The 21,882-nt window shown below is 71.4% G+C and carries 21 protein-coding genes; 8 read left to right on the top strand and 13 right to left on the bottom strand.

Features of this window, described 5'->3' with window-relative positions; translation table 11 throughout:
- Positions 1-78: 78 nt before the first annotated feature.
- The 6 genes from OG223_RS14500 to OG223_RS14475 form a co-directional block, all read right to left on the bottom strand.
- On the bottom strand, positions 79-993 hold the full coding sequence (locus tag OG223_RS14500; protein ID WP_329247550.1) for a hypothetical protein: 915 nt from the start codon (positions 991-993) through the stop codon (positions 79-81).
- The gene (locus OG223_RS14495) at positions 990-3,185 is read right to left on the bottom strand and encodes a PEP/pyruvate-binding domain-containing protein (RefSeq protein ID WP_329247547.1); all 2,196 of its coding nucleotides are present in this window, start codon (positions 3,183-3,185) and stop codon (positions 990-992) included. Before OG223_RS14495 ends, OG223_RS14500 begins: the two co-directional genes overlap by 4 nt.
- 325 nt (positions 3,186-3,510) lie before the next feature.
- Positions 3,511-4,998, bottom strand: a complete 1,488-nt coding sequence (locus OG223_RS14490) for a glutamate synthase subunit beta (RefSeq protein ID WP_329247544.1) — start codon at positions 4,996-4,998, stop codon at positions 3,511-3,513.
- Between the two features lie 145 nt (positions 4,999-5,143).
- Positions 5,144-5,623, bottom strand: coding sequence for an anthrone oxygenase family protein (locus tag OG223_RS14485; protein ID WP_329247541.1), 480 nt, complete (start codon positions 5,621-5,623; stop codon positions 5,144-5,146).
- A 141-nt stretch (positions 5,624-5,764) separates the two neighbouring features.
- Entirely contained in the window at positions 5,765-6,478 is a 714-nt protein-coding gene (locus OG223_RS14480; protein WP_329247539.1) for a DUF2293 domain-containing protein, read from the bottom strand.
- Positions 6,479-6,513: 35 nt separating this feature from the next.
- Positions 6,514-7,209, bottom strand: a complete 696-nt coding sequence (locus OG223_RS14475) for an NAD(P)-dependent oxidoreductase (RefSeq protein ID WP_329247536.1) — start codon at positions 7,207-7,209, stop codon at positions 6,514-6,516.
- 99 nt (positions 7,210-7,308) lie between these two features.
- Here OG223_RS14475 and OG223_RS14470 point away from each other — a divergent pair, with 99 nt between their 5' ends.
- The 5 genes from OG223_RS14470 (at position 7,309) to OG223_RS14450 (ending at position 9,485) form a co-directional block, all read left to right on the top strand.
- Complete coding sequence (locus tag OG223_RS14470) at positions 7,309-7,431, top strand: hypothetical protein (RefSeq protein WP_329247533.1); 123 nt, start codon at positions 7,309-7,311, stop codon at positions 7,429-7,431.
- 20 nt (positions 7,432-7,451) lie between these two features.
- Positions 7,452-7,736 carry a winged helix-turn-helix transcriptional regulator gene (locus tag OG223_RS14465; RefSeq protein WP_329247530.1) on the top strand — a complete coding sequence of 95 codons (285 nt, stop codon included), beginning with the start codon at positions 7,452-7,454 and terminating at the stop codon, positions 7,734-7,736.
- Positions 7,737-7,753: 17 nt separating this feature from the next.
- The gene (locus tag OG223_RS14460; RefSeq protein ID WP_329247527.1) at positions 7,754-8,407 is read left to right on the top strand and encodes a uridine kinase; all 654 of its coding nucleotides are present in this window, start codon (positions 7,754-7,756) and stop codon (positions 8,405-8,407) included.
- Positions 8,408-8,516: 109 nt separating this feature from the next.
- Positions 8,517-8,909, top strand: a complete 393-nt coding sequence (locus OG223_RS14455) for a PPOX class F420-dependent oxidoreductase (protein WP_329247524.1) — start codon at positions 8,517-8,519, stop codon at positions 8,907-8,909.
- A 147-nt stretch (positions 8,910-9,056) separates the two neighbouring features.
- On the top strand, positions 9,057-9,485 hold the full coding sequence (locus OG223_RS14450) for a CBS domain-containing protein (RefSeq protein ID WP_329247521.1): 429 nt from the start codon (positions 9,057-9,059) through the stop codon (positions 9,483-9,485).
- Positions 9,486-9,579: 94 nt separating this feature from the next.
- Here the strand turns inward: OG223_RS14450 and OG223_RS14445 are convergent, their stop codons facing one another.
- Positions 9,580-10,707: a magnesium and cobalt transport protein CorA gene (locus OG223_RS14445; protein WP_329247519.1), complete on the bottom strand. Its 1,128-nt coding sequence runs from the start codon at positions 10,705-10,707 to the stop codon at positions 9,580-9,582.
- A 271-nt stretch (positions 10,708-10,978) separates the two neighbouring features.
- Here OG223_RS14445 and OG223_RS14440 point away from each other — a divergent pair, with 271 nt between their 5' ends.
- Positions 10,979-11,773: a methyltransferase domain-containing protein gene (locus OG223_RS14440; RefSeq protein WP_329247517.1), complete on the top strand. Its 795-nt coding sequence runs from the start codon at positions 10,979-10,981 to the stop codon at positions 11,771-11,773.
- A gap of 487 nt (positions 11,774-12,260) precedes the next feature.
- On the opposite strand, the gene OG223_RS14435 is transcribed toward OG223_RS14440, so the two are convergent.
- The 6 genes from OG223_RS14435 to OG223_RS14410 all read right to left on the bottom strand — a co-directional run bounded on the left by OG223_RS14435 (position 12,261) and on the right by OG223_RS14410 (position 18,404).
- Positions 12,261-13,175 carry a carbohydrate kinase family protein gene (locus OG223_RS14435; RefSeq protein WP_329247512.1) on the bottom strand — a complete coding sequence of 305 codons (915 nt, stop codon included), beginning with the start codon at positions 13,173-13,175 and terminating at the stop codon, positions 12,261-12,263.
- Complete coding sequence (locus OG223_RS14430; protein WP_329265275.1) at positions 13,172-14,080, bottom strand: pseudouridine-5'-phosphate glycosidase; 909 nt, start codon at positions 14,078-14,080, stop codon at positions 13,172-13,174. Before OG223_RS14430 ends, OG223_RS14435 begins: the two co-directional genes overlap by 4 nt.
- Positions 14,081-14,226: 146 nt before the next feature.
- On the bottom strand, positions 14,227-15,459 hold the full coding sequence (gene fdhA, locus OG223_RS14425; protein WP_329247510.1) for a formaldehyde dehydrogenase, glutathione-independent: 1,233 nt from the start codon (positions 15,457-15,459) through the stop codon (positions 14,227-14,229).
- A 70-nt stretch (positions 15,460-15,529) separates the two neighbouring features.
- Positions 15,530-16,831 carry an MFS transporter gene (locus tag OG223_RS14420; RefSeq protein WP_329247507.1) on the bottom strand — a complete coding sequence of 434 codons (1,302 nt, stop codon included), beginning with the start codon at positions 16,829-16,831 and terminating at the stop codon, positions 15,530-15,532.
- Positions 16,832-16,927: 96 nt separating this feature from the next.
- Positions 16,928-17,482, bottom strand: a complete 555-nt coding sequence (locus tag OG223_RS14415; RefSeq protein WP_329247505.1) for a methylated-DNA--[protein]-cysteine S-methyltransferase — start codon at positions 17,480-17,482, stop codon at positions 16,928-16,930.
- A 46-nt stretch (positions 17,483-17,528) separates the two neighbouring features.
- On the bottom strand, positions 17,529-18,404 hold the full coding sequence (locus OG223_RS14410) for a glycerophosphodiester phosphodiesterase (protein WP_329247502.1): 876 nt from the start codon (positions 18,402-18,404) through the stop codon (positions 17,529-17,531).
- A gap of 278 nt (positions 18,405-18,682) precedes the next feature.
- Here OG223_RS14410 and OG223_RS14405 point away from each other — a divergent pair, with 278 nt between their 5' ends.
- Complete coding sequence (locus tag OG223_RS14405) at positions 18,683-19,546, top strand: MHYT domain-containing protein (RefSeq protein ID WP_329247499.1); 864 nt, start codon at positions 18,683-18,685, stop codon at positions 19,544-19,546.
- 40 nt (positions 19,547-19,586) lie between these two features.
- Entirely contained in the window at positions 19,587-21,725 is a 2,139-nt protein-coding gene (uvrB, locus tag OG223_RS14400; protein WP_329247496.1) for an excinuclease ABC subunit UvrB, read from the top strand.
- Positions 21,726-21,882: the final 157 nt, after the last annotated feature.

Raw genomic sequence — 21,882 nt, 5'->3', positions numbered from 1 at the left:
GGGGCGCCTTTGCATCGTACGTCCGCATTGTGCGTTCCTGGTATGCGTGGATGGTGCGCTCCACTCAGTCGTCAGCCATCAGTCGTCGTCCGCGTCCGTGTCGCCCATGCCCATCACCGTGAGGTGGGCGCGGTCGAGGGCCGCGTCCTCCAGGCAGCCGCGCAGCCTCATACGGTCGTGTTCGGCGAGCGCGGGCCGTACGACCCCGGCGAACATGCCGTCGCCGAGGCTGCCGAGCGTGGCGTGGTTCAGCGGCGCGGAGGTGGAGTCCCGGCAGCGTTCCCAGACCTGTTGCGCGGCGAGCGCCTGCCGTTCGGCCGTCATGTCCGAGCCCCGCACGTCGACTTGGACGAGGACCGAGGTCGCCTCGGAGCCGCTCGCGCTCTGTTCCCGGGTCTGGGTGAGGTCGGCGAGCCCCACGACGAGCGCGGCGAGCAGCGCGGCCCCGACGACACCGACGACGGCCACACGGGCGACGCGGCCCTTGGGGCGCCGGCCCAGAGCGGGCCGGTCCTCCAACTCGCCCACCGCGCCCGGCCCGGGGGCGGCGAGGACGGCGAGGCGTCCAGCGAGCCGCCGTTCGGCCGGCCGCCCGGTCGCGGTGGCGATCCGCTGCACCACCCAGGCCAGCCCGGACAGGAGCACCCCGGTGACCATGAGGACGGGCACGAAGACGTACGTACGGTCCCCGGTGTCCTCCAGCCAGCGGAAGCGGGCGCCCTCCCGCTCGACGGACGCCTGCCGCAGCCGGGCCAGCACATCCTCCTGACGTGCCGTCAACTCCCGCTGCCCGGCGGCACTTTCCTTCACCCGTTCCTCGATCCGGGTGAGCCGGGCCAGCAGCACGATGCCGAGCAGCATCACCTCGACGACCAGCAGCAGGATCCCGCAGAGGATGGCGCGCTGCCACTGCCAGCGGTACAGGTAGACGACGAGATAGGTGCCCGCCCCGGCGGCGGCCAGGCTCCCGAAGACGTACGCGATCCGTCTCATCGAAGCTCTCCCGTCCGTACGTCGCCGGTGGTGCCGTCGACGGTGACGGGCGACCCTGGCGGGAAGCGCCGTACCGCGTCGGCCGCACCGACCACGGCGGGCAGGCCGAACTCCCGGGCCAGCACCGCCAGATGGGACAGCGGGCTGCCGGTCTGGGCGACCAGCGCGGTGAGTCCGGGCAGCAGCGGGGCCAGGGCGGGGTCGAGGGTGCGCACGACGAGCACGGCGTCGGCGGGGCGCGGCCCCGTCCCGTCCCAGACCGTCCCGACGGCCCGCCCGCCGGACACGCCCCGGCCTTCGCCCTCGGCGCCGCCCCGGGTGCGTTCGGCGACCACCGTGCCGTCCGCCAGCCGGAAGGCGTCCGGCAACGGCGGCGACTCGGCCTGCGGCACGCGCGCGTGCAGATCGCCGGGCAGGGGTTCGCCGTCGAGTACGGCGGCCAACTCCGGCCAGCGCAGCAGCCCTACGCGATCCGAGGTCTGGCCCAGCCGCCGTGCGGCCTCCCGTACGAGGCGGACCTGCAGCTCCTGCACCCAGCGGACGCGGAGGCGGAGGGCTTCTCGGGGTGGGAGCGCCTTTCGGGGCGGGAGGGAGAGGGGGCGGGGGGTGGTGAGCGTCGGGGTGAGTGCGGAGCCTGGTGTTCTCAACTCGGCCCGGGGGAAGGGCCGTTGTTCCGAGCCGGTGATTCCCGAAGCCGACATGCCCTGCTGCGGCATGCCTTGCTGAGGCACGCCCTGTTGGGGCAAGTGCCCGTGTCCCCGCAGGCTCGGTGCCGTGAGGGCAAGGACGGTAGGCGCGGCGACGGCCGCCTGTTCGTCCGGTATCCCGAGGGCGCGGGTCTCCGCGAGGGCGGTGAGGGCCGCGCCCGCCGCCGTACGGGACGTCTTCGGCTCAGGCAACAGGGCTCCGGCGAGGGCCTCTTGGGCGTGCAGGGAGACGAGGGCCGCGCGGGTCCAGCGGAGTTCGGCGGCGAGGTCGGGGCCGGGGAGTTCACCGGGCGTCGGGAGGTGGGCGAGCCGGCGGTCGACGTCCGCCACGAGGTCCGCGGCAAGTCCGGGCAGCGCGGCGGTGAGCCGGCCGACCCGCCAGGCGGCGCCGAGCCGCCGTGCTCCGGGTGCCGGGTTGAGGAGGGCCGGCCATCGGCGTCTGGGCGGGGCCGCCCCGAGCAGCCGCAGGTCGGCCGCGGCCTGGCCGCCGACCGTCGTGACCACCGGCACCGTCCGCAGCAGGCGACGCGGCGCGCTGCCCGCGATGTCGAGCGCGGCGGTCAGCCCGCGGGCCATCGGCGCGACCCACAAGTCCTCCTCCAGCGGCTGGAGTTGCTCCGGCAGCGTCTCCGCGACCGGCCCCGGCCCGAGCAACCGTGCCCCGCGCGAGGGCCGCGCGGCCATGGCGGTGATCGGCCGACTCTGGAACAACCACAGCCGCCCGCCTCCGGCGTTGCCGTGCTTGTCCCCGTTGTCGTCGAACCCGAACTCGATGTCCTGCGGCCCTCCGAACACCTGCCGTGCCCGGCGCGCGAGCCGGGCCAGGCGGCGTAGTTCGGAGGGGGTGAGCAGTGGTTCGGCGGTCGGGGGTTCGGTGCGCAGCAACCGTCCCCGTCGGCTCAACCAGTAGTTGGTACCGGCCTGTTCACCGCTGACCAGACTGTCGGGACCGCCGCGCACCGCGCTCACCAGCATCCGGTCGGCACGCCCCTCGACGGGGTCGGCACCGAACATCACCCCGCCGACCCGCGCCGTCAGCATCGGCTGCACCAGCACGGCCATCGGCGCGGTGGACCCGTCGGGCCGATGCGCCGAATCGAGCACGGCCCGCACGGCCGTAACGAAGTCGGACCAGCCGCGCACATCGAGCACGGAGGTGAACTGGCCAGCCAGGGACGACTGTTCGGTGTCCTCCTGCGGCGAGGAGGACCGTACGACGAGGGGCCGCGCACCGGAATCGGAGAGGTCCTGCCAGGCGCGGCGCAGGAGGGCGGGGTCGTCGCCCGCCCCCTCGGAGATCACGAACCCGGGAAGCACGGGCAGTCCGGCACCGGCCGCACGGGCGAGGTTCGCCGCCTTTGAACCGATGAACTGGGGCTGTATCGCCGTGAGTTGACCCAGATCGAGGGGCACGGCGGCGTCCGGACGGTACGCCCCCGCCGTCTCCCGCGCGCCCTCGCCATGACGTTCGTCGAGCGTCGTCATCAACACCCTCCAGGACCGACCGCCAACAGGGGGGACGCGCGGGGGTGGCCCTGCGCCTGACGACGGAACGAAGGATGGGGGCGCGCCGCGTCCGACCCCGCTCGGGTCCGACGACAACTCGCCTCCTGCATCCATGATCCCACCGCTGTTGGCCCACAAGTCGGCCGGAAGCCACTTTCCGGCCCGCCGGCGAAGGATTTCGTGAGCCCGGATGAGAACACACCCGACGACTCGTACCGGCGCAGTACGCCCCGCCTCCTCCGCAGGTGCGAGCACGGACGTACGACTGCTCATCCGGCAGCGGGCGCACACCTGCCGACGTGTTCTACACCGTCATCGGCCGGTCGTACGGGCCGATCGGCGCCGGGAGTCGGGAACTCCCCGTCAGATAGCGGTCGACGGCCGCCGCCACCGCCCGCCCCTCCGCGATCGCCCACACGATCAGCGACTGCCCGCGCGCCGCGTCCCCCGCGACGAACACCCCGCGCGCACTCGTCGCGAAGTCCGAGTCGCGGGTGATCGTGCCGCGCGGTGCCATCGCCAACCTCAGTTGGTCGATGAGCCCGTCGGCGCGGTCGGGTCCGGAGAACCCGAGGGCGAGCAGCACGAGATCGGCCGGCAGGCTGCGCCCGGAACCGTCCAACGGGCGTCGCTGCGCGTCGACTTCGACCAGGTGCAAGGACCGCACATGCCCGCCCCCGTCCCCCTCGAAGTGGAGCGTCGAGGCCGCGAACAGCCGCGCGTCCGCGTCCGCCGCCGGCGCCGTCTCCAGATCCCGCGCCTCCTCGTGCGCGGCCGACAGCCGATAGATCTTCGGATACGTCGGCCAGGGTTCCGTGTCCTCGTCGCGCTCGGCGTCCGGCTGGGCGTAGATGTCCAACTGGGTGACGGACGCGGCTCCTTCACGCACCGCCGTCCCCAGACAGTCCGCCCCGGTGTCACCGCCGCCCACGATCACGACATGCTTCCCGGCGGCAGAGAGGGGAGAGGCCGCCAGGTCCCCCTCGCACACCCGGTTGGCCAGCGGCAGATACTCCATCGCCTGGTGGATGCCGGTCAACTCCCGCCCCGGCACGTCCAGTTCACGCCAGGCCGTGGCTCCCGTGGCGATCACCACCGCGTCGTAGCGCGCCCGCAGTTCGGCCGCGCCGATGTCCCGCCCGACCGTCGTCGACGTACGGAACTTGGTGCCCTCGGCCCGCATCTGCTCCAGCCGCCGTTCCAGATGCCGTTTCTCCATCTTGAACTCGGGGATGCCGTACCGCATCAGCCCGCCGAGCCGGTCGTCCCGCTCGTACACCGCGACCGTGTGCCCGGCCCGGGTCAACTGCTGTGCCGCGGCGAGGCCGGTGGGCCCGGAGCCGATCACCGCGACGGTCCGCCCGGACAACCGGTCCGGCGGTCTGGGTGGCGTGAAACCGTCGCTCCAGGCGCGGTCCGCGATGGCCACCTCGACGTTCTTGATGGTGACGGCGGGCTGGTTGATGGCGAGCACGCAGCCCGCCTCGCACGGCGCCGGGCACAACCGCCCGGTGAATTCGGGGAAGTTGTTCGTCGCGTGCAGCCGGTCGGCCGCCGCCCGCCAGTCGTCCCGGCTGACCAGATCGTTCCACTCCGGGATCAGGTTCCCGAGCGGACAGGCGTCGTGGCAGAAGGGGACACCGCAGTCCATGCACCGGTCGGCCTGCTTGGTGACGATCGGCAGCAGCGCGCCCGGGACATACACCTCGTCCCAGTCCCGCACCCGCTCCTCGACGGGCCTGCGGGGCCACTCCTCGCGCGGAGTGGTCATAAAACCCTTGGGATCGGCCATGGCGGTCTTCCTCGCGTCCGCGTGCGACAGGCCGTGCGTCATCGGGCGGCACTCTTTCAGCCACGATAAGGCTCTTCGGCCGGGCGCGCAGAGTGGGCGAGACGGCTTTCTCTCAGGTGGAAGGCAGTGTTTACACCGGTGTCTCTCAGGTGAGAGCCAGCATGTAGACCAGCGCGGCGGCGGCCGAGGCGACCGCGCGGACGTGATTCCACATCGTCCACTCGCGTACGTACGACGGCCAGTACGCGGCGGCTTCCGGTGTGCCCGGGTCCAGCTTCAGCAGCGCCTCGTTGCGGGGCACGTTCGCGACGATGGTCAGCCCGAAGACACCGAACAGATACAGCGCGCTGCCCAGCAGCAACTCCACGGTCCCCTGATCCGGCCACAGCACGAACGTCACCACCGCGATCACCGCGCACAGCACCGCCGAACCGGCGAACAGCAGCATGAAGGCGGGCGTCATCGCCGCGGTGTTGATCGCGTTCATCGCGGCGACCCCCTGCGCGGGCGGCAGCCCGGCCAGTCCCCGCATGACCAGCACGGAGAAGGCACAGAACACCCCGGCCATCACCCCGGTCGCGAGCACCCCCAGAACCGTCAGGGTGAAATACGGTTCACCGATCATGCCGACATCAACTCCCGCCCGTAGAGCCGAGATCCTGCCCACCACGAATTCCCGAGACAAGTCGAACCCGCCCCCGCCCCGGTGACCATGGCCGAGAATCGCCGGGCCATGCGCGAACGTCCACGGGGCCCGTCGACCTCCTCACCCGGTCTCGGCCTCCGCCCCCGCCCGAACCGGTCCCTCCCGCCACCCCCGCAGCACCCCTTCCACCCCCGCCGAGAGCCGCCGCCGCGCCTCATGTCGCGGCACCCCACTCATCAGCAACTGGTCGTAGGGCGTGTCCACATGCCGTACGGATGCCACCACCGCCGAGACCACCGCACCCTCGGACAACGCCCGCCCCGCCGCACTCCGCCCCACCCGCCCGCTGCCCCGCGCCGAGGCATGCGCGGCGACGGCCCGGGCCCGCGCCTCGGGGCAGCCGGGGAACAGGCGTCCTATCTCCGCCGCGAACGCCTCCTCGAACCGCACGTCCGCCGCGGCCCGCCGCCCCGCGTCCCGTGCCCGACGCCGCCGGCGTGCCTCCGCGTCCGCGAGACACCGCTGCTCGGCCCGCGCCAGCCCCGCCTCCTCGACGAGGACACCCTGCCGCTCGTACCGGCTACGGCGCCGGTTGAACCGCACCACCACCGCCGACAGCCCGCTCTCCTCCCGCGCCCTGCGCGTCAGCGCGGTGTCGCCGCGCGGCAGGAACACCAGATGCCCGAGATCGACGCAGTCGAGACACCGCGGCGCACCGCCCTCGACGACCAGCAACGGCAACGGGCCCCGACGGCACTCGGCACAGTGCCGCTTCCTCAGCGGTTGAACGACCAGAAGTCCACTGCGGGGCAGGGCAGTTGCGAACGGCGCCATACGAGATGCATTCCCTCCTGTTGCGAGCCTCTCTCCTACGTCCTCCGCCGCACCTCGCGCGGAACGAACACCGACACGCGCGTACGGTGCCGGGTCGGCGTCTCGATCTCGTCGAGCACCGACACGGCCAGATCCGCGTACGACAGCCCGGGCGCACCCTCCGGCACCCGCTCGTCGCCCAGGCGGTGGCGCCCGGTGCGTGGGGCGTCCTGCTCCAGCCCACCGCCAGGGGTGAGCATCACCCAGTCCACCGCCGTGGCCTCGCCGGCCTCCCGCAGCCGCCGCAGGCCTGCCGTGTGGGCCAGCGCGAACGGCCTTGTCTCCGGCGGAAACGTCGAGGGGTCGTCCATCACCGGGCGCCCGTCCGCCCCGAGCAGGTCCGCGAACAGTCCGACGGCGACGAGCCGCCGCACCCCGGCCGCGGCCAGCCCCTTCAGCAACGCGTCCGCCGCCTTGACGAAGAAGCCGGGATCGAGCGAGCCGAAGCCCTGCTCGGGCCCGCTGAACGGCGACACCGCGTGCACGGCGGCGGCCGCCCCGCCCGCGGCCTCCCGCACCGACCCGGCATCGGTCACATCACCCCGCACGACCGAGACGCCCTCCACCGCGAGCTCCGCGTACCGCGCCGGATCCCGCACCACGGCCGTCACCTCGTACCCACGCCCGAGCGCCTCCGCCGTGACGGCCCGCCCCGCCCGCCCGCCGGCCCCGAGAACCACGATCCCGCTCATGCCCAACTCCCTTGTCCGGCAGCGTTCTTCGCCGCCCGACCTGCACGTTAGGCAGTTGAGTCCCGGTTACTTCAACGGTACCGGCGCTAGCCTCGATGCATGACCGACGCGACGGACGCCGTACGGCAGGAACCGCTCGACCCCGGCATGTTCGACCCCGTCTGTCCGTCGTCCGCGACGCCCTTTCGCGTGGGGGACTGGGGGCACCGCCCACGCCCTTAAGGCAGTGGGGGAGGACCGGCATGATCGTCCGCTGTCTGCAAGGCGGCCCGCGTCGCTTCACCGAACTCCGTATACCGCTCAAGGCCGTTACCCCCAAAGTCCTCAGCGAGACCCTGCGCGCCATGGAACGCGACGGCCTGCTCACCAGGACCGTGTACGACGAGAACCCGCCGCGCGTCGAATACGCCCTCACCCCTCTCGGCCGCAGCCTCGTCCCTCTCCTCGACGCCGCCCGCGCCTGGAGCGAAACCCACCTCCCGCACCTTCTCGCGGCCCGGCGGAGCCACCTGCACGACGCACCCTGATCGCGGCCTGCCGCATCATGGGCCCTGTGCGACTGGAAGCGATCACCTGGGACCGGCTCGGCGACCTCCTCGCCGAGCGTCTGCTCGACCTGAAGCCGGCCGACGGCAGCCCCTGGCCGCGCGTCGCCATCGACGGCGCCCCCGCGGCCCGCCCGGGCGACCTCGCCGAGCGCGTCTCGGAGGCGCTGCGCATCCGCGGCCGCTCCTCGCTCGTCGTGGGCACCGAGGGGTTCCTGCGCCCGGCCTCGCTGCGCCTGGAGTACGGACGCCAGGACGTCGACGCGTACTACGACGGCTGGTTCGACACCCGTGCCCTGTGGCGCGAGGTCTTCGGGCCGCTCGAACCGGACGGCGACGGCCGCGTCCTGCCCGACCTGTGGGACCCGGCCGCGGACCGCGCCACCCGCAGCCCCTATGTCCAACTCCCGCCCGACGCCGTCCTGTTGCTGCATGGGCCCTTCCTCCTTCGGCACTGGTTCCCCTTCGATCTGACCGTCCATGTCCTCCTCTCACCTGGCGCCCTGCGCCGCCGTACCCCCGAGACCGAGCACTGGACCCTCCCCGCCTTCGAGCGCTACGAGGACGAGACCGACCCGGCCGGCACGGCGGACGTCCTGGTGCGTGCGGACGACCCGCGTCATCCGGCGTGGAGCGGGTGGCGTGAGGCTTGAGCCCCGAAGCCTGAGCCCCGAAGCCTGAGGCCTGAGGCCTGAGGACCGAAGTCCGGGTGACCTCGCCCAAGGGCTTTTATATGCGCGTGCATTTAGTTAGGATGTCGGTATGCCGATCTTCGACGAATCCGTCCGCGCTCTCCTCGACGGCAAGAACTTCGCCAATGTCGCCACCCTCCGGCCCGACGGCGCCCCTCAGACCTCGGTGGTCTGGATGAAGCGCGAGGGTGACACCGTGCTCTTCTCCTCCCTCGAAGACCGCCAGAAAGTACGCAACCTCCGCCACGACCCCCGCGTCAGCCTGTCGGTGTTCGACCTCGCCAACCCCTATGCCTCGGTGGAGATCCGCGGCACCGCCGAGATCCTCCCCGACCCGGACAAACGGCTTCCGTACGAGCTCTCGCACAAGTACCTCGGCATCGACCCGCCCGGTGAGAAGGACGACCAGACGCGGGTGATCATCCGCGTCGTACCACGGAAGGTCGTGGGGTTCCACGTCTGAGCGGTTTCCTCGGGGCCGTCCCGGCCGGCGCACCGGAAGTCGCGACCGTCCGGGTGCGTTCCCCCGGCCGCGCGGCGAGAATGTAGGGCGCCGGGACTAGCGGAACGTTCTGTGCCGCGCCGGCCGTCCGGCACCGGGAGGTACTTCATGACCACCGCCGGAGACATCATGCACCGGGGCGCCCAGTGGATCCCCGCCCATGAAACCCTGGACCGCGCCGCCCAACTGATGCGCGAACTGGGCGTCGGGGCCCTGCCCATCAGCGACGAGAACGAACGGCTCTGCGGCATCCTCACCGACCGGGACATCGTCGTCGGCTGTGTGGCCATGGGCCACGACCCGGCCAAGATCACCGCCGGCGAGATGGCCCAGGGCACACCCCGCTGGATCGATGTCGGCGCCGATGTCGGCGAAGTGCTCCAGGAGATGCAGGGACACCAGATCCGCCGGCTTCCGGTCATCGACAACAAGCGTCTCGTCGGCATGATCAGCGAGGCCGACCTGGCCCAGCATCTGACGGAGGAACAGCTCGCCGGCTGGGTCGAGAGCGTCTACGCCCGGAGCGGCCTGCGCTGAACCCGCGGACGGTCCGTCGGGCGGTCGGGGTGTGGAACCTTCGCACGATTCCGGGCGTGGAACCTCGGACGATTCCGGCTCGGCGGCGGCCCGCTCAGAGCCAGCCGTTGCGCCGGAAGCCCCGGTACAGCACCAGACAGGACACGAATATCACGCCGATGACCAGGGGATAGCCGAACCGCCAGTGCAGCTCCGGCATGTGGTCGAAGTTCATGCCGTACACACCGCACACCATCGTCGGTACGGCGATCACCGCGGCCCAGGCCGTGATCTTCCGCATGTCCTCGTTCTGCGCGACCGTCACCTGGGCGAGGTGCGCCTGCAGAATCGAGTTGAGCAGTTCGTCGAAGGACGCGATCTGCTCCTTCGCGCGCAGCAGATGGTCGGAGACATCCCGGAAGTAGGCCTGTATCTCCGGTCCGACCACCCGCATCGGCCGGGTGGCGAGCTCCTCCAGCGGGCGGCCGAGGGGGACGACCGCCCGCTTCAGCTCCAGGAGTTCACGCTTGAGCTGGTAAATACGGCCCGGGTCCGCCCGCGCGCCGTTCTCCGCGAACACGTCCGTCTCCACCTGGTCGATGTCCGCCTGCACCGAGTCCGTGACGCTCAGATAGTCGTCGACCACGTGGTCCGCGATCGCGTGCAGCACCGCGGCCGGTCCCTTGGCGAGCTGTAGCGGGTTCGACTCCAACTCCTCGCGCAGCGGCCCCAGTGAGCCGTGCCGCCCGTGCCGCACGGTGATGACGAACTCGGCGCCGACGAACACCATGATCTCGCCGGTGTCCACGACCTCGCTCGTCGCGGTCAGCTTCTCGTGCTCGACGTAGCAGACCGTCTTGAAGACCGCGAACAACGTCTCGCCGTAGCGCTCCACCTTCGGGCGCTGATGGGCCTCGATCGCGTCCTCGACCGCCAGCGGGTGCAGGTCGAAGAGCTCGGCGATGCCCGCGAACTCCTCGTTCGTCGGCTCGTGCAGGCCGAGCCAGACGAAGCCGTCGTCCTTCTTGCGCACCCGCTCGACGGCGTCCACCAGATCGCCGCCGACCGGGACCCGGACGCCGTCCTGATACGTGACGCACTTCACCACCGAGGAGCCCAGGGGTGACCGGGCGTGGTGGCTCAGGTCGACCCGCGGGCGGCGCCGGGCCAGCCGCGCCACCTTGCGGAGGCCGCCGACCCTGCCCAGGCCCGTGACCTTCCGAAGATTCCCTGCCATGGACATCCGGATCTCCTTGGGTGGATCCCCTCGCATCGCATTTCTGCGCCTTGGCGTGCCAGTTTGCCAGGCCGACGTGAGCGGTGGGTAAGCCTGTGGGAACGGAATCCTCCGCTTTGTTCCCGGCTGTGGACGAAGCCGTGTGCGCGCTCCGTTTCCGCTCCGTTTCCCGCTGCGGACGACGCCGAGTACGAGCGGGCGCACGGCCATGCCAAGGGGCTGCGGAACCGGAGCGTCGCCCCCTGTCGACAAGCGGAGCAACTGGGATGATCGCGGCATGACGCGATCCGACGGGTATCTCCTCGACAACCGGCAGTCCGAGGCGGGGCAGCGCTTCGACGCCTTCGCCACGCTCTTCGATCCCACGACGTTCCGGCACTTGGAGGGGTTCGGCGTCGGACCCGGCTGGCGGGTCTGGGAGGTCGGTGCCGGCGGCACGTCGGTGGTGTCCTGGCTGGCCAAGAAGGTCGGACCGACCGGGAAGGTCGTCGCGACCGACATCGACACCTCGCAGGTCGCCTCGGCCGCACGCCCGCCGGTCGAGGTGCGCGTCCACGACGTGGGTGCCGAGGAACCGCCGGGGGAGGGCTTCGACCTCGTGCACGCCCGACTGGTCCTCGTCCATGTCCCGGACCGGGAACGGGCGTTGCACTCGATGATCAAGTCCCTGCGCTCCGGCGGACGCCTCCTGATCGAGGACGCCGACCCCGCCCTCCAGCCCCTGCTCTGCCCCGACGAACACGGCCCCGAGCAGCAACTCGCGAACCGTCTCCGCCACGGCTTCCGCGAACTCCTCGCCGACCGCGGCGCCGACCTCTCCTACGGCCGCAGACTCCCGCGCCTGCTCCGCGAGGCCGGCCTGCGCCGCGTGGAGGCCGACGCGTATTTCCCGGTCACCTCACCGGCCTGCGCCGCCCTGGAATCCGCCACGGTCCGCCAGATCCGCGACCAACTCGTCACCGCGGGCCTGGCCACGAACGAGGACATCGACCGCCACCTGGCCAACGTCGCCTCCGGCACGATGGATCTGGCGACGGCTCCGATGATCTCGGCGTGGGGGCGGAAGGGGTAGGTGGGGGCGGGAGTTGGCGCCGGGTGGGTGGGGGAGGCGGCGGGTGTTTCAGGTGTGGTGCCGGGTATCGGTGACGGGGTTGCCGGTGCGGGGTCTGGGGTGCGGGGTGCCAGGTGCGGGGTGTCGGCTCGGCCGCCGGGGTCCGACGCCGGTCGCCGTGAGTTCGACGCGCGTGCACGGTCGGTCCGGCAAGCGTCTCCGGCCGATCCGGTGCGCGGCCGGTGACTTCGGAGACGCGGTGCCGTGGGCCCGGCCCTCACCGCTGCTTGCTGCCCGGCACAGGGAGCTTTCGGTTGGTGCCGTTGTCGTCTGTCCGGTGGGGGTTGTTGTTGGCCTGGGTCGTCGATGTTCGCCCGGCACGGGTGGCCTTCCGCTCGGCGCCTTCGGCCGGCCGACAGCACCCCCTGACCAGCCCCCTCGGCCGACCGACAGCCGCCCCTCCGTCCGTCACCCCCGGACCTCGGTCGCCGCCCACCGCAAACCCCCGTCACCCCCGCCCCGGCGGCCGACCCCCCACCCGTTCCACCGCCCGCGCCCCCGCCCGGCACCCCTCCCTCGCCGCATCCTCCGGCTCCGCGCCCGTCAGCAGTGCCGCGAGGAACGCGCCGGTGAAGGCGTCGCCCGCGCCCGTGGTGTCCTGGGGAACGGCGGGCTCGGCCGGGACGTGTGCGTGGACCGTGCCGGAGTGGGCCACCAAGGCTCCCTCGGCGCCCCGCTTGGTGACCACCAGGGGGACATGGCGGCTCAACTTGGCCGCCGCGTCCGCCGGATCGGGCAGGCCCGTGAGCAGGCACGCCTCGTCCCGGCTGGGCAGCAGGACGTCCACCCCCTCGACGAGCGAGAGGAAACGGTCCACGCCCAGCTCCACCAGGAACCCCGCGGACGCCGGGTCCAGACTCACCGGCACCCCACGCGCGCGTGCCGACTCCATCGCCGCTGCCACCAGCGCCCGGCTCGGCTCGGAGAACAGCAGATAGCCCGACAGATGCAGCCGTACGACGCCGTCGAGCAGCGCGTCCGACCAGTCGTCGGGATCGAACCGCAGGGCCGCGCCGCTGTCGGTGAGGAACGTCCGCTCGGCCGCCGCCCCCTTGTCGACCAGGCAGATCACCGTCCCGGTCGGCGCCTCCGGATCGACGACGAGACGGGGCCGCACACCGGAGGCGACCAGCTCCCGCTCGTGCCACGCCGCCGCGTCCGCACCCACCCGACCGAGCAGCCGTACGTCCGCACAGCCCCAATGGGCCGCCCAGCACGCCACGTTGGCGCCCGCGCCACCCGGCACGGTACGGATCGCGGCGGCGGTGTCGGTGCCCGCCGCGAGCGGCCCCCGGTGCCGGGCGACGACGTCCGTGACGACGTCCCCGACGACCAGGAGCGCGCCGTTCGGTCCGGTCGTCACGCCTCCTCGGCCCAGGCCGCCGCGATCCGCCCCGCCAGCCGTACGTTGCCGCGTACGGCCGCGAGGTTGGCGCTCAGCGAGGCACCGTCGGTGTGCTCCACCAGGTAGCCGAGCAGGAACGGTGTGACCGCCTGCCCGGTGACGCCCTCCGCCTCGCACGCGTGCAGCGCGTCGGCGAGCACACGCGCGTGCAGCTCGGGATCCAACTGCTCGTCCTGGGGCACCGGGTTGGCGACGATCAGCGTCGACTCCGGGGCGTCGAGCGCGTCCTGCGCCCGCATCACGGCCGCCACCTGCTCGGGGGTCTCCAGCGTCCACTCCACCGGATGTCCCGAGTCGGAGAGGTAGAAACCGGGGAAGCGGTCCGTGCCGTATCCGGCGACCGCCACGCCCAGCGTCTCCAGGCGCTGCAAGGTCGCCGGCACGTCCAGGATCGACTTCACGCCCGCGCACACCACCGTGATCCGGGTGGACGCCAGCAGCCCCAGGTCGGCGGACTCGTCCTGCGTCACCGTCCACTCCCGGTGCACCCCGCCGAGGCCGCCGGTCGCGAAGACCCGGATGCCCGCCCGCGCCGCCAGCAGCGCCGTCGCGGACACCGTGGTCGCCCCGCTGACCCCGGCCGCCACCGCGAGCGGCAGGTCACGGTGGCCCAGCTTGCGGATCCCGTCCTCGTTGGCGACCCGCTCCAACTGGTCCTTGTCCAGGCCGACATGGGGCCGCCCGTCCAGCACGGCGATGGTCGCCGGTACGGCACCCTCCTGCCGTACCGCCGCCTCCAGTTCCAGCGCCACCTGCAGATTGCGCGGGCGCGGCAACCCGTGCGCGATGATCGTCGACTCCAGGGCCACCACGGGTCGACGCGCGTCGATCGCCTCACGTACTTCCTCGGACACCACCAGCACCACGCGCCTCCTGTCGTTCGGTCTTCCCTCATCCCTGGCGGGCTCGGTGCCCGGTCAAACCCTCGCGGGCTGTGGGAGACATCATCAGCGCCCGACATGGAAAACGGGGGCCACGCGTGCGTGGCCCCCGTTTTCCCTCCCGTGTCTCAGACCGGGCTGACGCCCGCGAGCGTCCCGTGCGGATCGAGCACGTACTTGCGGCTGGCGCCCTGGTCGAACTCGGCGTAGCCGCGCGGTGCGTCCTCCAGCGCGATCGGGGTCGCGTTGACCGCCTTCGCGATGTGCACGCGCCCGTGCAGGATCGCCATCATCAGACTCCGGTGGTACGTCATCACCGGGCACTGACCGGTCGTGAACGCGTGGCTCTTGGCCCAGCCAAGCCCGAGCCGCACCTTCAGGGTGCCGCTCTTGGCGTCCTCGTCGACCCCGCCGGGGTCAGCGGTGACATACAGCCCGGGGATGCCCAGGGCACCGCCCGCGCGCGTGACGCCCATCAGCGAGTTGAGGACGGTCGCCGGCGCCTCCGGGGCGTTCGGACCATGCGCCCGCGCCTCGAAGCCGACCGCGTCGACCGCCGCGTCCACCTCGGGCTCGCCGAGGATCTCGGCGATCTGCTCCCCGATGTCGCCGCGCGAGACGTCGACGGTCTCGCAGCCGAAACTCCTCGCCTGGCCCAGGCGTTCGGCGTTGAGGTCGCCGACGATGACGACCGCGGCGCCCAGGAGCTGAGCCGACGCTGCTGCCGCCAGACCGACCGGACCCGCCCCGGCGACGTACACCGTGGACCCGACCCCGGCGCCGGCGGTGACCGCGCCGTGGAATCCGGTCGGGAAGATGTCCGACAGCATGGTCAGATCGAGCAGCTTCTCGCGTGCCTCGTCCCGGTCCGGGAACCTCAGCAGGTTGAAGTCCGCGTACGGGACCATGGCGTACTCGGCCTGACCGCCGACCCAGCCGCCCATGTCGACATAGCCGTAGGCCGCCCCCGGGCGGGCCGGGTTGACGTTCAGGCAGATGCCGGTCTTGCGTTCCTTGCAGTTGCGGCACCGCCCGCAGGCGATGTTGAACGGTACGGAGACGATGTCGCCCACGTCGATGAACTCGACGTCCGGCCCCCGTTCGACGACCTCTCCGGTGATCTCGTGTCCGAGGACCAGCCCCTCGGGCGCGGTCGTCCGACCGCGCACCATGTGCTGGTCGCTGCCGCAGATGTTGCTGGCGAGCACCTTCAGGATCACCCCGTGCCGGACCTTTCGGCCCACGTTGGCGGGGGCGACTCCCGGCCCGTCCTGCAGTTCGAGCGTCGGGTAGTCGATGGTCCTGACGTCCACCGCTCCCGGCTTGAGATACGCGACTGCCCTGTTTCCGCTTCCACTCATGCGTGATCGCCGTCCCTTCGGCTCCGATCCCCCGGATGCCAGTGGCTGTGCGCGCGCATGGCGGAGTCTGCTACCGGCTCGGCCTCCCGGCCACCCTTCGCGGGGCATCGGAAACCGGGCTTTTCCGGGAGCGGGTGAACAGCGCCAGCGCGGCCAGGGGTATCAGCAGGCAGGCGGCGGCGAGGTTCAGCCAGCCGTAGCTCGCCTCCGCGACCACCAGTCCGGCCACCGCCCCGCCGATGCCGGCCGAGGTGTTCATGGTGAGGTCGGACAGCCCCTGCGCGGCGGCCCGCGCGGGCTGCGGCACCGAGTCGGTGAGCAGCGCCGAGCCGGAGACGAGCCCCGCCGACCAGCCCAGACCGAGCACGAACAGCCCCAGCGCGATCCGCCCGTGACTCCCGCCCGCAGTACCGGCCAGGAACGCCGCACAGGCCAGCAGCCCCACCGAGAGCCCTATCCCGGACAGCCGCCCGACCCGGTCCGACAGCCGCCCCATCAGCGGCGAGAACGCGTACATCCCCGCGATGTGCCCGCTGATCACCAGCCCGACCAGATCGATGCCGGCTCCGTGATGGCCCAGCTCGACCGGCGTCATCGCCATCACCGACACCATCGCGGTGTGCACCACGGCCACCGTCACCAGCGCGAGCCGCGCCCGCGGCGAGGCGACCACCGCGGCGAACCCCGCCCGCAGCGACCGCGCGGCCGGCGACCGGTCCTCGTCCGGCGCGAGCGCCCGGGCCGTCAACAACGGATCGGGCCGCAGCAGTACGGCGACCACGACCGCGGCGATCAGGAAGATCCCGCCGGCCCAGAGGAAGGGGCCGGCCGCCGCGGGTATCCCGAGCCCGGAGACGCTACGGCCCGCGGGCGCGGCGATGTTGGGCCCGAGGACCGCCCCTATGGTCGTCGCCCACACGACATGGGAGATGGCCCGCGCCCGCTGCTCCGGCTCGGCGAGGTCGGCGGCGGCGAACCGGGACTGGAGATTCGCCGACGAGGCCGCCCCGAACCCGGCCATGCCGCACAGCAGCAGCGGAAAGCTCCCGATGCTCGCCGCGAGCACCACGACACCGGCTCCCAGCGCCCCGATCAGATACCCGAGGACCAGTCCGGGACGCCGGCCGCGCGCCGTCATCAGCGCGGCGAACGGCATCGACAGCAGCGCCGTGCCCGTGACGGTCGCCGTGGGCGCCAGTCCGGACAGCGACTCGGTTCCGCTGACCTGCTTGGCCAGTACGGCGGCCAGCGCGATCCCGGTGGCGACCCCGAGCCCGCCCAGGATCTGGGTCGCGATCAGCACACCGGACACCCGGCGCCGCAGCGCGGGCAGCCGGTCGGCCGTGACGGCTCGCTCCTCTACAGCGGTCACCGCGCGCACCCGCTACCGCCGTGGCCGCACGCGCACGTGAAGCCGATCTCCACCAGCACGATCTCTCCCCCCGTGTTCCCCTGCCTGCCCGAGCCCTCAGAACAACGGCTCGGGCAGCACCCCCTCCAGCGCCAGCAGCTTCCTCTTCGTCTCCAGGCCGCCCCCGAACCCGCCGATGCCGCCGTCGCTCTCGACGACCCGATGGCACGGCACGACGACCGGCAGCGGATTGGACCCCATCGCCACCCCCACCGCCTGGGCCGCGCGCGGCTGCCCCACGCGCCCGGCCAGATCGCCGTACCCGACGACCGAGCCGTACGGGACGCCGGCCGCCAGCTCGCGCAGCACCTGCCGGTTGAAGCCGGAGATCAGGGACCAGTCGAGCGGCAGGTCGAAGTCTCGCCGCGCACCCGCGAAATAGGCCTCGACCTGATGTATCGCCTCGGCCAGCAAGGGGGAATCGGGCTCCTCCACCGGCTCGGTGCCCAACCGGGACGCCAGCCGGTCGAGTGTCCTGTCGCGCACCGCGTCCGTGGCGTGGAACACGACGTTGACCAGGCCGTCCTGTGTCGCGGCCAGCAGCAGTGGACCGATGTCGGTGCCGACGACGGTCCACACGACCCGCTGCTCGTTCTGCCCATGGCTGTCCATGCGCCCACCGTACGACCCGGCACTGACAACGCCCCCGCGAGCGGCCTCAGAACCCCTTCAGCGCGGACCGCACCACGTCCGGCTTGTTGGTGATGAGGCCGTCGACGCCGTACCCGGCGACCTTCCAGGCCGTGGGCGCGTCGTCGACCGTCCAGGCGTACACCTCCATCGGGCGGCCGTGCGGGCCCGTGTGTCCGTGCACGGCGGTGACATAGCCGAGGGAGATCGAGCCGTACGACGGGTTGATCAGGTCGGTGAAGGCGGCGTACTCGTGAAGGGCGGACGCGGGGGGCGTGCCGAGGAAGCCGGTCCTGATGGCGGGCTTCAGGTCGTGCACGATGCGGATGCTGTCCGCGCTGAAGCTCTGCACGATCAGCCGGTCGTCGAGGTGCCCCTGGTCCAGCCACCCCTCGTTGCCCAGGAGCTTGAGGGTCTGCTGCTCGATGCCGGGGTACAGCTCCGGGTTCTTGATCTCCAGGAGCAGACTCTGGTCGTTGTGCTCCACCTCACGCATGTACTGCGTGAGCGTGGGCACGCGCGTTCCTGTGAACGCGGGGCCGAACCAGCTTCCCGCGTCGAGGCGCGCGATCTCGGCGGCGGTGAAGTCCTTCACCTTCCAGGGGGCTCGATCGGGGAACACCTTCTGGACGTCGGTGGTGCGCTTCAGGCTGTCGTCGTGGATGACGACGAGTTCGCCGTCCTTGGTGCGCTGGACGTCGTTCTCGACCCACTGGAAGCCGAGCCGGGCCGCCTTGTCGATGGAGGCCAGGGTGTTTTCGGGCGCATAGGAGGACGCGCCTCGGTGGGCGACGACCGTGGGCCACTCGGCAGCGTCGCCGGCCCGGGCGGCGGGGGAGGGGAGCAGAAGGGCGGCGGCCCCCAGGAGCGCGGTGGTCGAGGCGGCGACTGTGCGCAGGTGCATGCGTACTCCTCGCTTCGGGCGATCACATACAGCTCAAGAGTGACGGCGGAACGTCACTACCCGTGGGGTACAGGATGGACACAGAATGAATGGAGTTGCCCGAGTCCGCTCACCGGTGCCGCACAACTGGGGCGAGGCCGTGTTTCTTTGCCGGAAAATCGTTCGACCATTCCGGTGGGGGTCATACTCTCTGCGTCGACCCTGACCGTTCCCGCGGTCCTGGGGCTGGGCGCGTTTCAGGGATTCCGGGACGGAACAGGGCGGAAGGGTAACTGCGCATGCAGGGCACGGTCGACGGATTCAGCTACGGACTCGTCACACCGCTGGTGGCCTACCTCATGGCGTGCCTCGGCGGCGCCCTCGGCCTGCGCTGCACCACCAGATCGATGCTCGTGTCCCAGTCCTGGCGCCCCGGATGGCTCGCCCTGGGTTCGGCGGCGATCGGTTCCGGCATATGGACGATGCACTTCATCGCGATGATGGGTTTCTCGGTCCGCCAGACGCCGGTCCACTACGACAAGCCGATGACCTTCGCGAGCCTCGCCGTCGCCATCGTCATGGTGGGTGTCGGGATCTTCATCGTGGGCTACAAGGGAGCCCGGGGGACCGCGCTCTTCACCGGCGGCACCCTCACCGGCCTGGGCATCGCCTCGATGCACTACCTGGGCATGGCCGGCATGCGCCTCAACGGAAAGCTCGAATACAACACCTTCACGGTCTCCGTGTCCGTCGTCATAGCGGTCGTCGCCGCGATCAGCGCCCTCTGGGCGGCCGGACAGGTCCGCGGGATCCTGTGGAGCGTCGGCGCGAGCCTCGTCATGGGGCTCGCCGTCACCGGCATGCACTACACCGGCATGGCCGCCCTCAGCGTCCACGTCCACGGCACGGCCCCGACCACCGACGGAGTGTCGCCGGCGGCACTGCTGGCGCCCATGATGATCGGCCCCCTCGCTTTCCTCCTCCTGGCCGGCGTCGTCGTGATGTTCGACCCGATGATGGTCATGGGGAAGCCCGTCCGGACCCCCGTCGAGCACAAGCCCGGCGTCCCGGCCGGCGCCCTCGTCCCGTACCCCCGGCGCGCCTCCGTCCGCGCCGACCGGGACCTCGGACACCGCGGCTCCCGCACCCCGCAGAACCGCTGATCCGACCCCGTTGTCAGTGGCGGGTCGTACGGTTGGTTCCATGCGGCCCGTTTCCCACATCGAACGCACGGTGGCGCCCTTCGAGGTCGTCAGTTCCTACCAGCCCAGCGGCGACCAGCCGGCGGCCATCGCCGAGCTGGCCCGACGCGTCGAGGCAGGTGAGAAGGACGTCGTCCTGCTGGGCGCGACCGGCACCGGAAAGTCCGCCACCACCGCGTGGATGATCGAGAAGCTCCAGCGCCCCACCCTGGTGATGGCGCCGAACAAGACCCTGGCCGCCCAGTTGGCCAACGAGTTCCGCGAGCTCCTGCCGAACAACGCGGTCGAGTACTTCGTCTCGTACTACGACTACTACCAGCCCGAGGCCTACGTCCCGCAGTCGGACACCTACATCGAGAAGGACTCCTCGGTCAACGAGGAGGTCGAGCGCCTGCGCCACTCCGCGACCAACTCGCTGCTCACCCGCCGCGACGTCATCGTCGTCGCCTCCGTGTCCTGCATCTACGGCCTCGGTACGCCGCAGGAGTACGTGGACCGCATGGTCCCCCTCAAGGTCGGCGACGAGATCGACCGCGACCAACTGCTGCGGCGCTTCGTGGACATCCAGTACACGCGCAACGACGTGGCCTTCAGCCGCGGCACCTTCCGCGTCCGCGGCGACACCATCGAGATCTTCCCGGTCTACGAGGAACTGGCCGTCCGCATCGAGATGTTCGGCGACGAGATCGAGGCGCTCTCCACCCTCCACCCGCTCACCGGCGAGATCATCAGCGAGGACGAGCACCTCTACGTCTTCCCGGCCTCCCACTACATCGCGGGCCCCGAGCGCATGGAGCGGGCCGTCAACGACATCGAGAAGGAACTCGGCGAGCGGCTGGCCGAGATGGACAAGCAGGGCAAGCTCCTGGAGGCCCAGCGCCTGCGGATGCGGACCACGTACGACCTGGAGATGCTCCGCCAGATCGGCTCCTGCTCCGGCGTGGAGAACTACTCGATGCACTTCGACGGCCGCGAGCCCGGCTCCGCGCCGAACACCCTGATCGACTACTTCCCCGAGGACTTCCTGCTCGTCATCGACGAGTCGCACAACACGGTCCCGCAGATCGGCGCCATGTACGAGGGCGACGCCTCCCGCAAGCGCACGCTCGTCGACCACGGCTTCCGGCTGCCCTCCGCCCTGGACAACCGCCCCCTGAAGTGGGAAGAGTTCCAGCAGCGCATCGGGCAGACGGTCTACCTGTCGGCGACCCCCGGCAAGTACGAACTCTCGCGCGCGGACGGCGCCGTCGAGCAGATCATCCGCCCCACCGGCCTCATCGACCCCGAGGTCGTCGTCAAGCCCACCGAGGGCCAGATCGACGACCTGGTGCACGAGATCCGCAAGCGCACCGAGAAGGACGAGCGGGTCCTGGTCACCACGCTCACCAAGAAGATGGCCGAGGACCTCACCGACTACTTCCTCGAACTCGGCATCCAGGTCCGCTACCTGCACAGCGACGTCGACACCCTGCGCCGCATCGAGCTGCTGCGCGAACTGCGCTCCGGCGAGTTCGACGTCCTGGTGGGCATCAACCTCCTGCGTGAAGGCCTCGACCTGCCCGAGGTGTCCCTGGTGGCCATCCTGGACGCCGACAAGGAAGGCTTCCTGCGCTCCGGCACCTCCCTGATCCAGACCATCGGCCGCGCGGCGCGCAACGTCTCCGGTCAGGTCCACATGTACGCCGACCGGATCACCCCGGCGATGGAGAAGGCCATCGAGGAGACCAACCGCCGCCGGGAGAAGCAGGTCGCGTACAACACGGAGCGCGGCATCGACCCGCAGCCGCTCCGCAAGAAGATCAACGACATCGTCGCGCAGATCGCCCGCGAGGACGTCGACACGGAGCAGTTGCTCGGCTCGGGCTACCGCAAGAGCAAGGACGGCAAGGGCGCCAAGGCCCCCGTGCCCGCGCTCGGCGGCAAGGCCGCGAAGAGCGCCAGGTCCGCGAAGGGCAAGGCCCAGGACGGGGTGCCGACCGACCGCCCGGCGGCCGAACTCGCCGAGCAGATCGAGCAGATGACGGAGCGCATGCGCGCCGCCGCCGCGGACCTGCAGTTCGAGGTCGCGGCCCGGCTGCGCGACGAGGTCCACGAGATGAAGAAGGAACTGAGGCAGATGAAGGAGGGGGGCCTGGCCTGACCGCCAGGGTGGACCGCCGGACCTCGGGGTATGCGCTCTGTGTTGCAAGACCGACACAAAGTCCGATGCGGGGTTCGGCACTGTCAGTGGCGCTGCGTAGGGTTCTGGACATCCGCGGATTCCGCGGCAACAGGGGACAGTTCGAGAGGGGATCAGC

The sequence above is a fragment of the Streptomyces sp. NBC_01478 genome (assembly GCF_036227225.1).
Lineage (GTDB): Bacteria > Actinomycetota > Actinomycetes > Streptomycetales > Streptomycetaceae > Streptomyces.
Note: the sequence above shows the minus strand (reverse complement) of the source record. Positions and strands in the feature narration are given on the sequence as shown.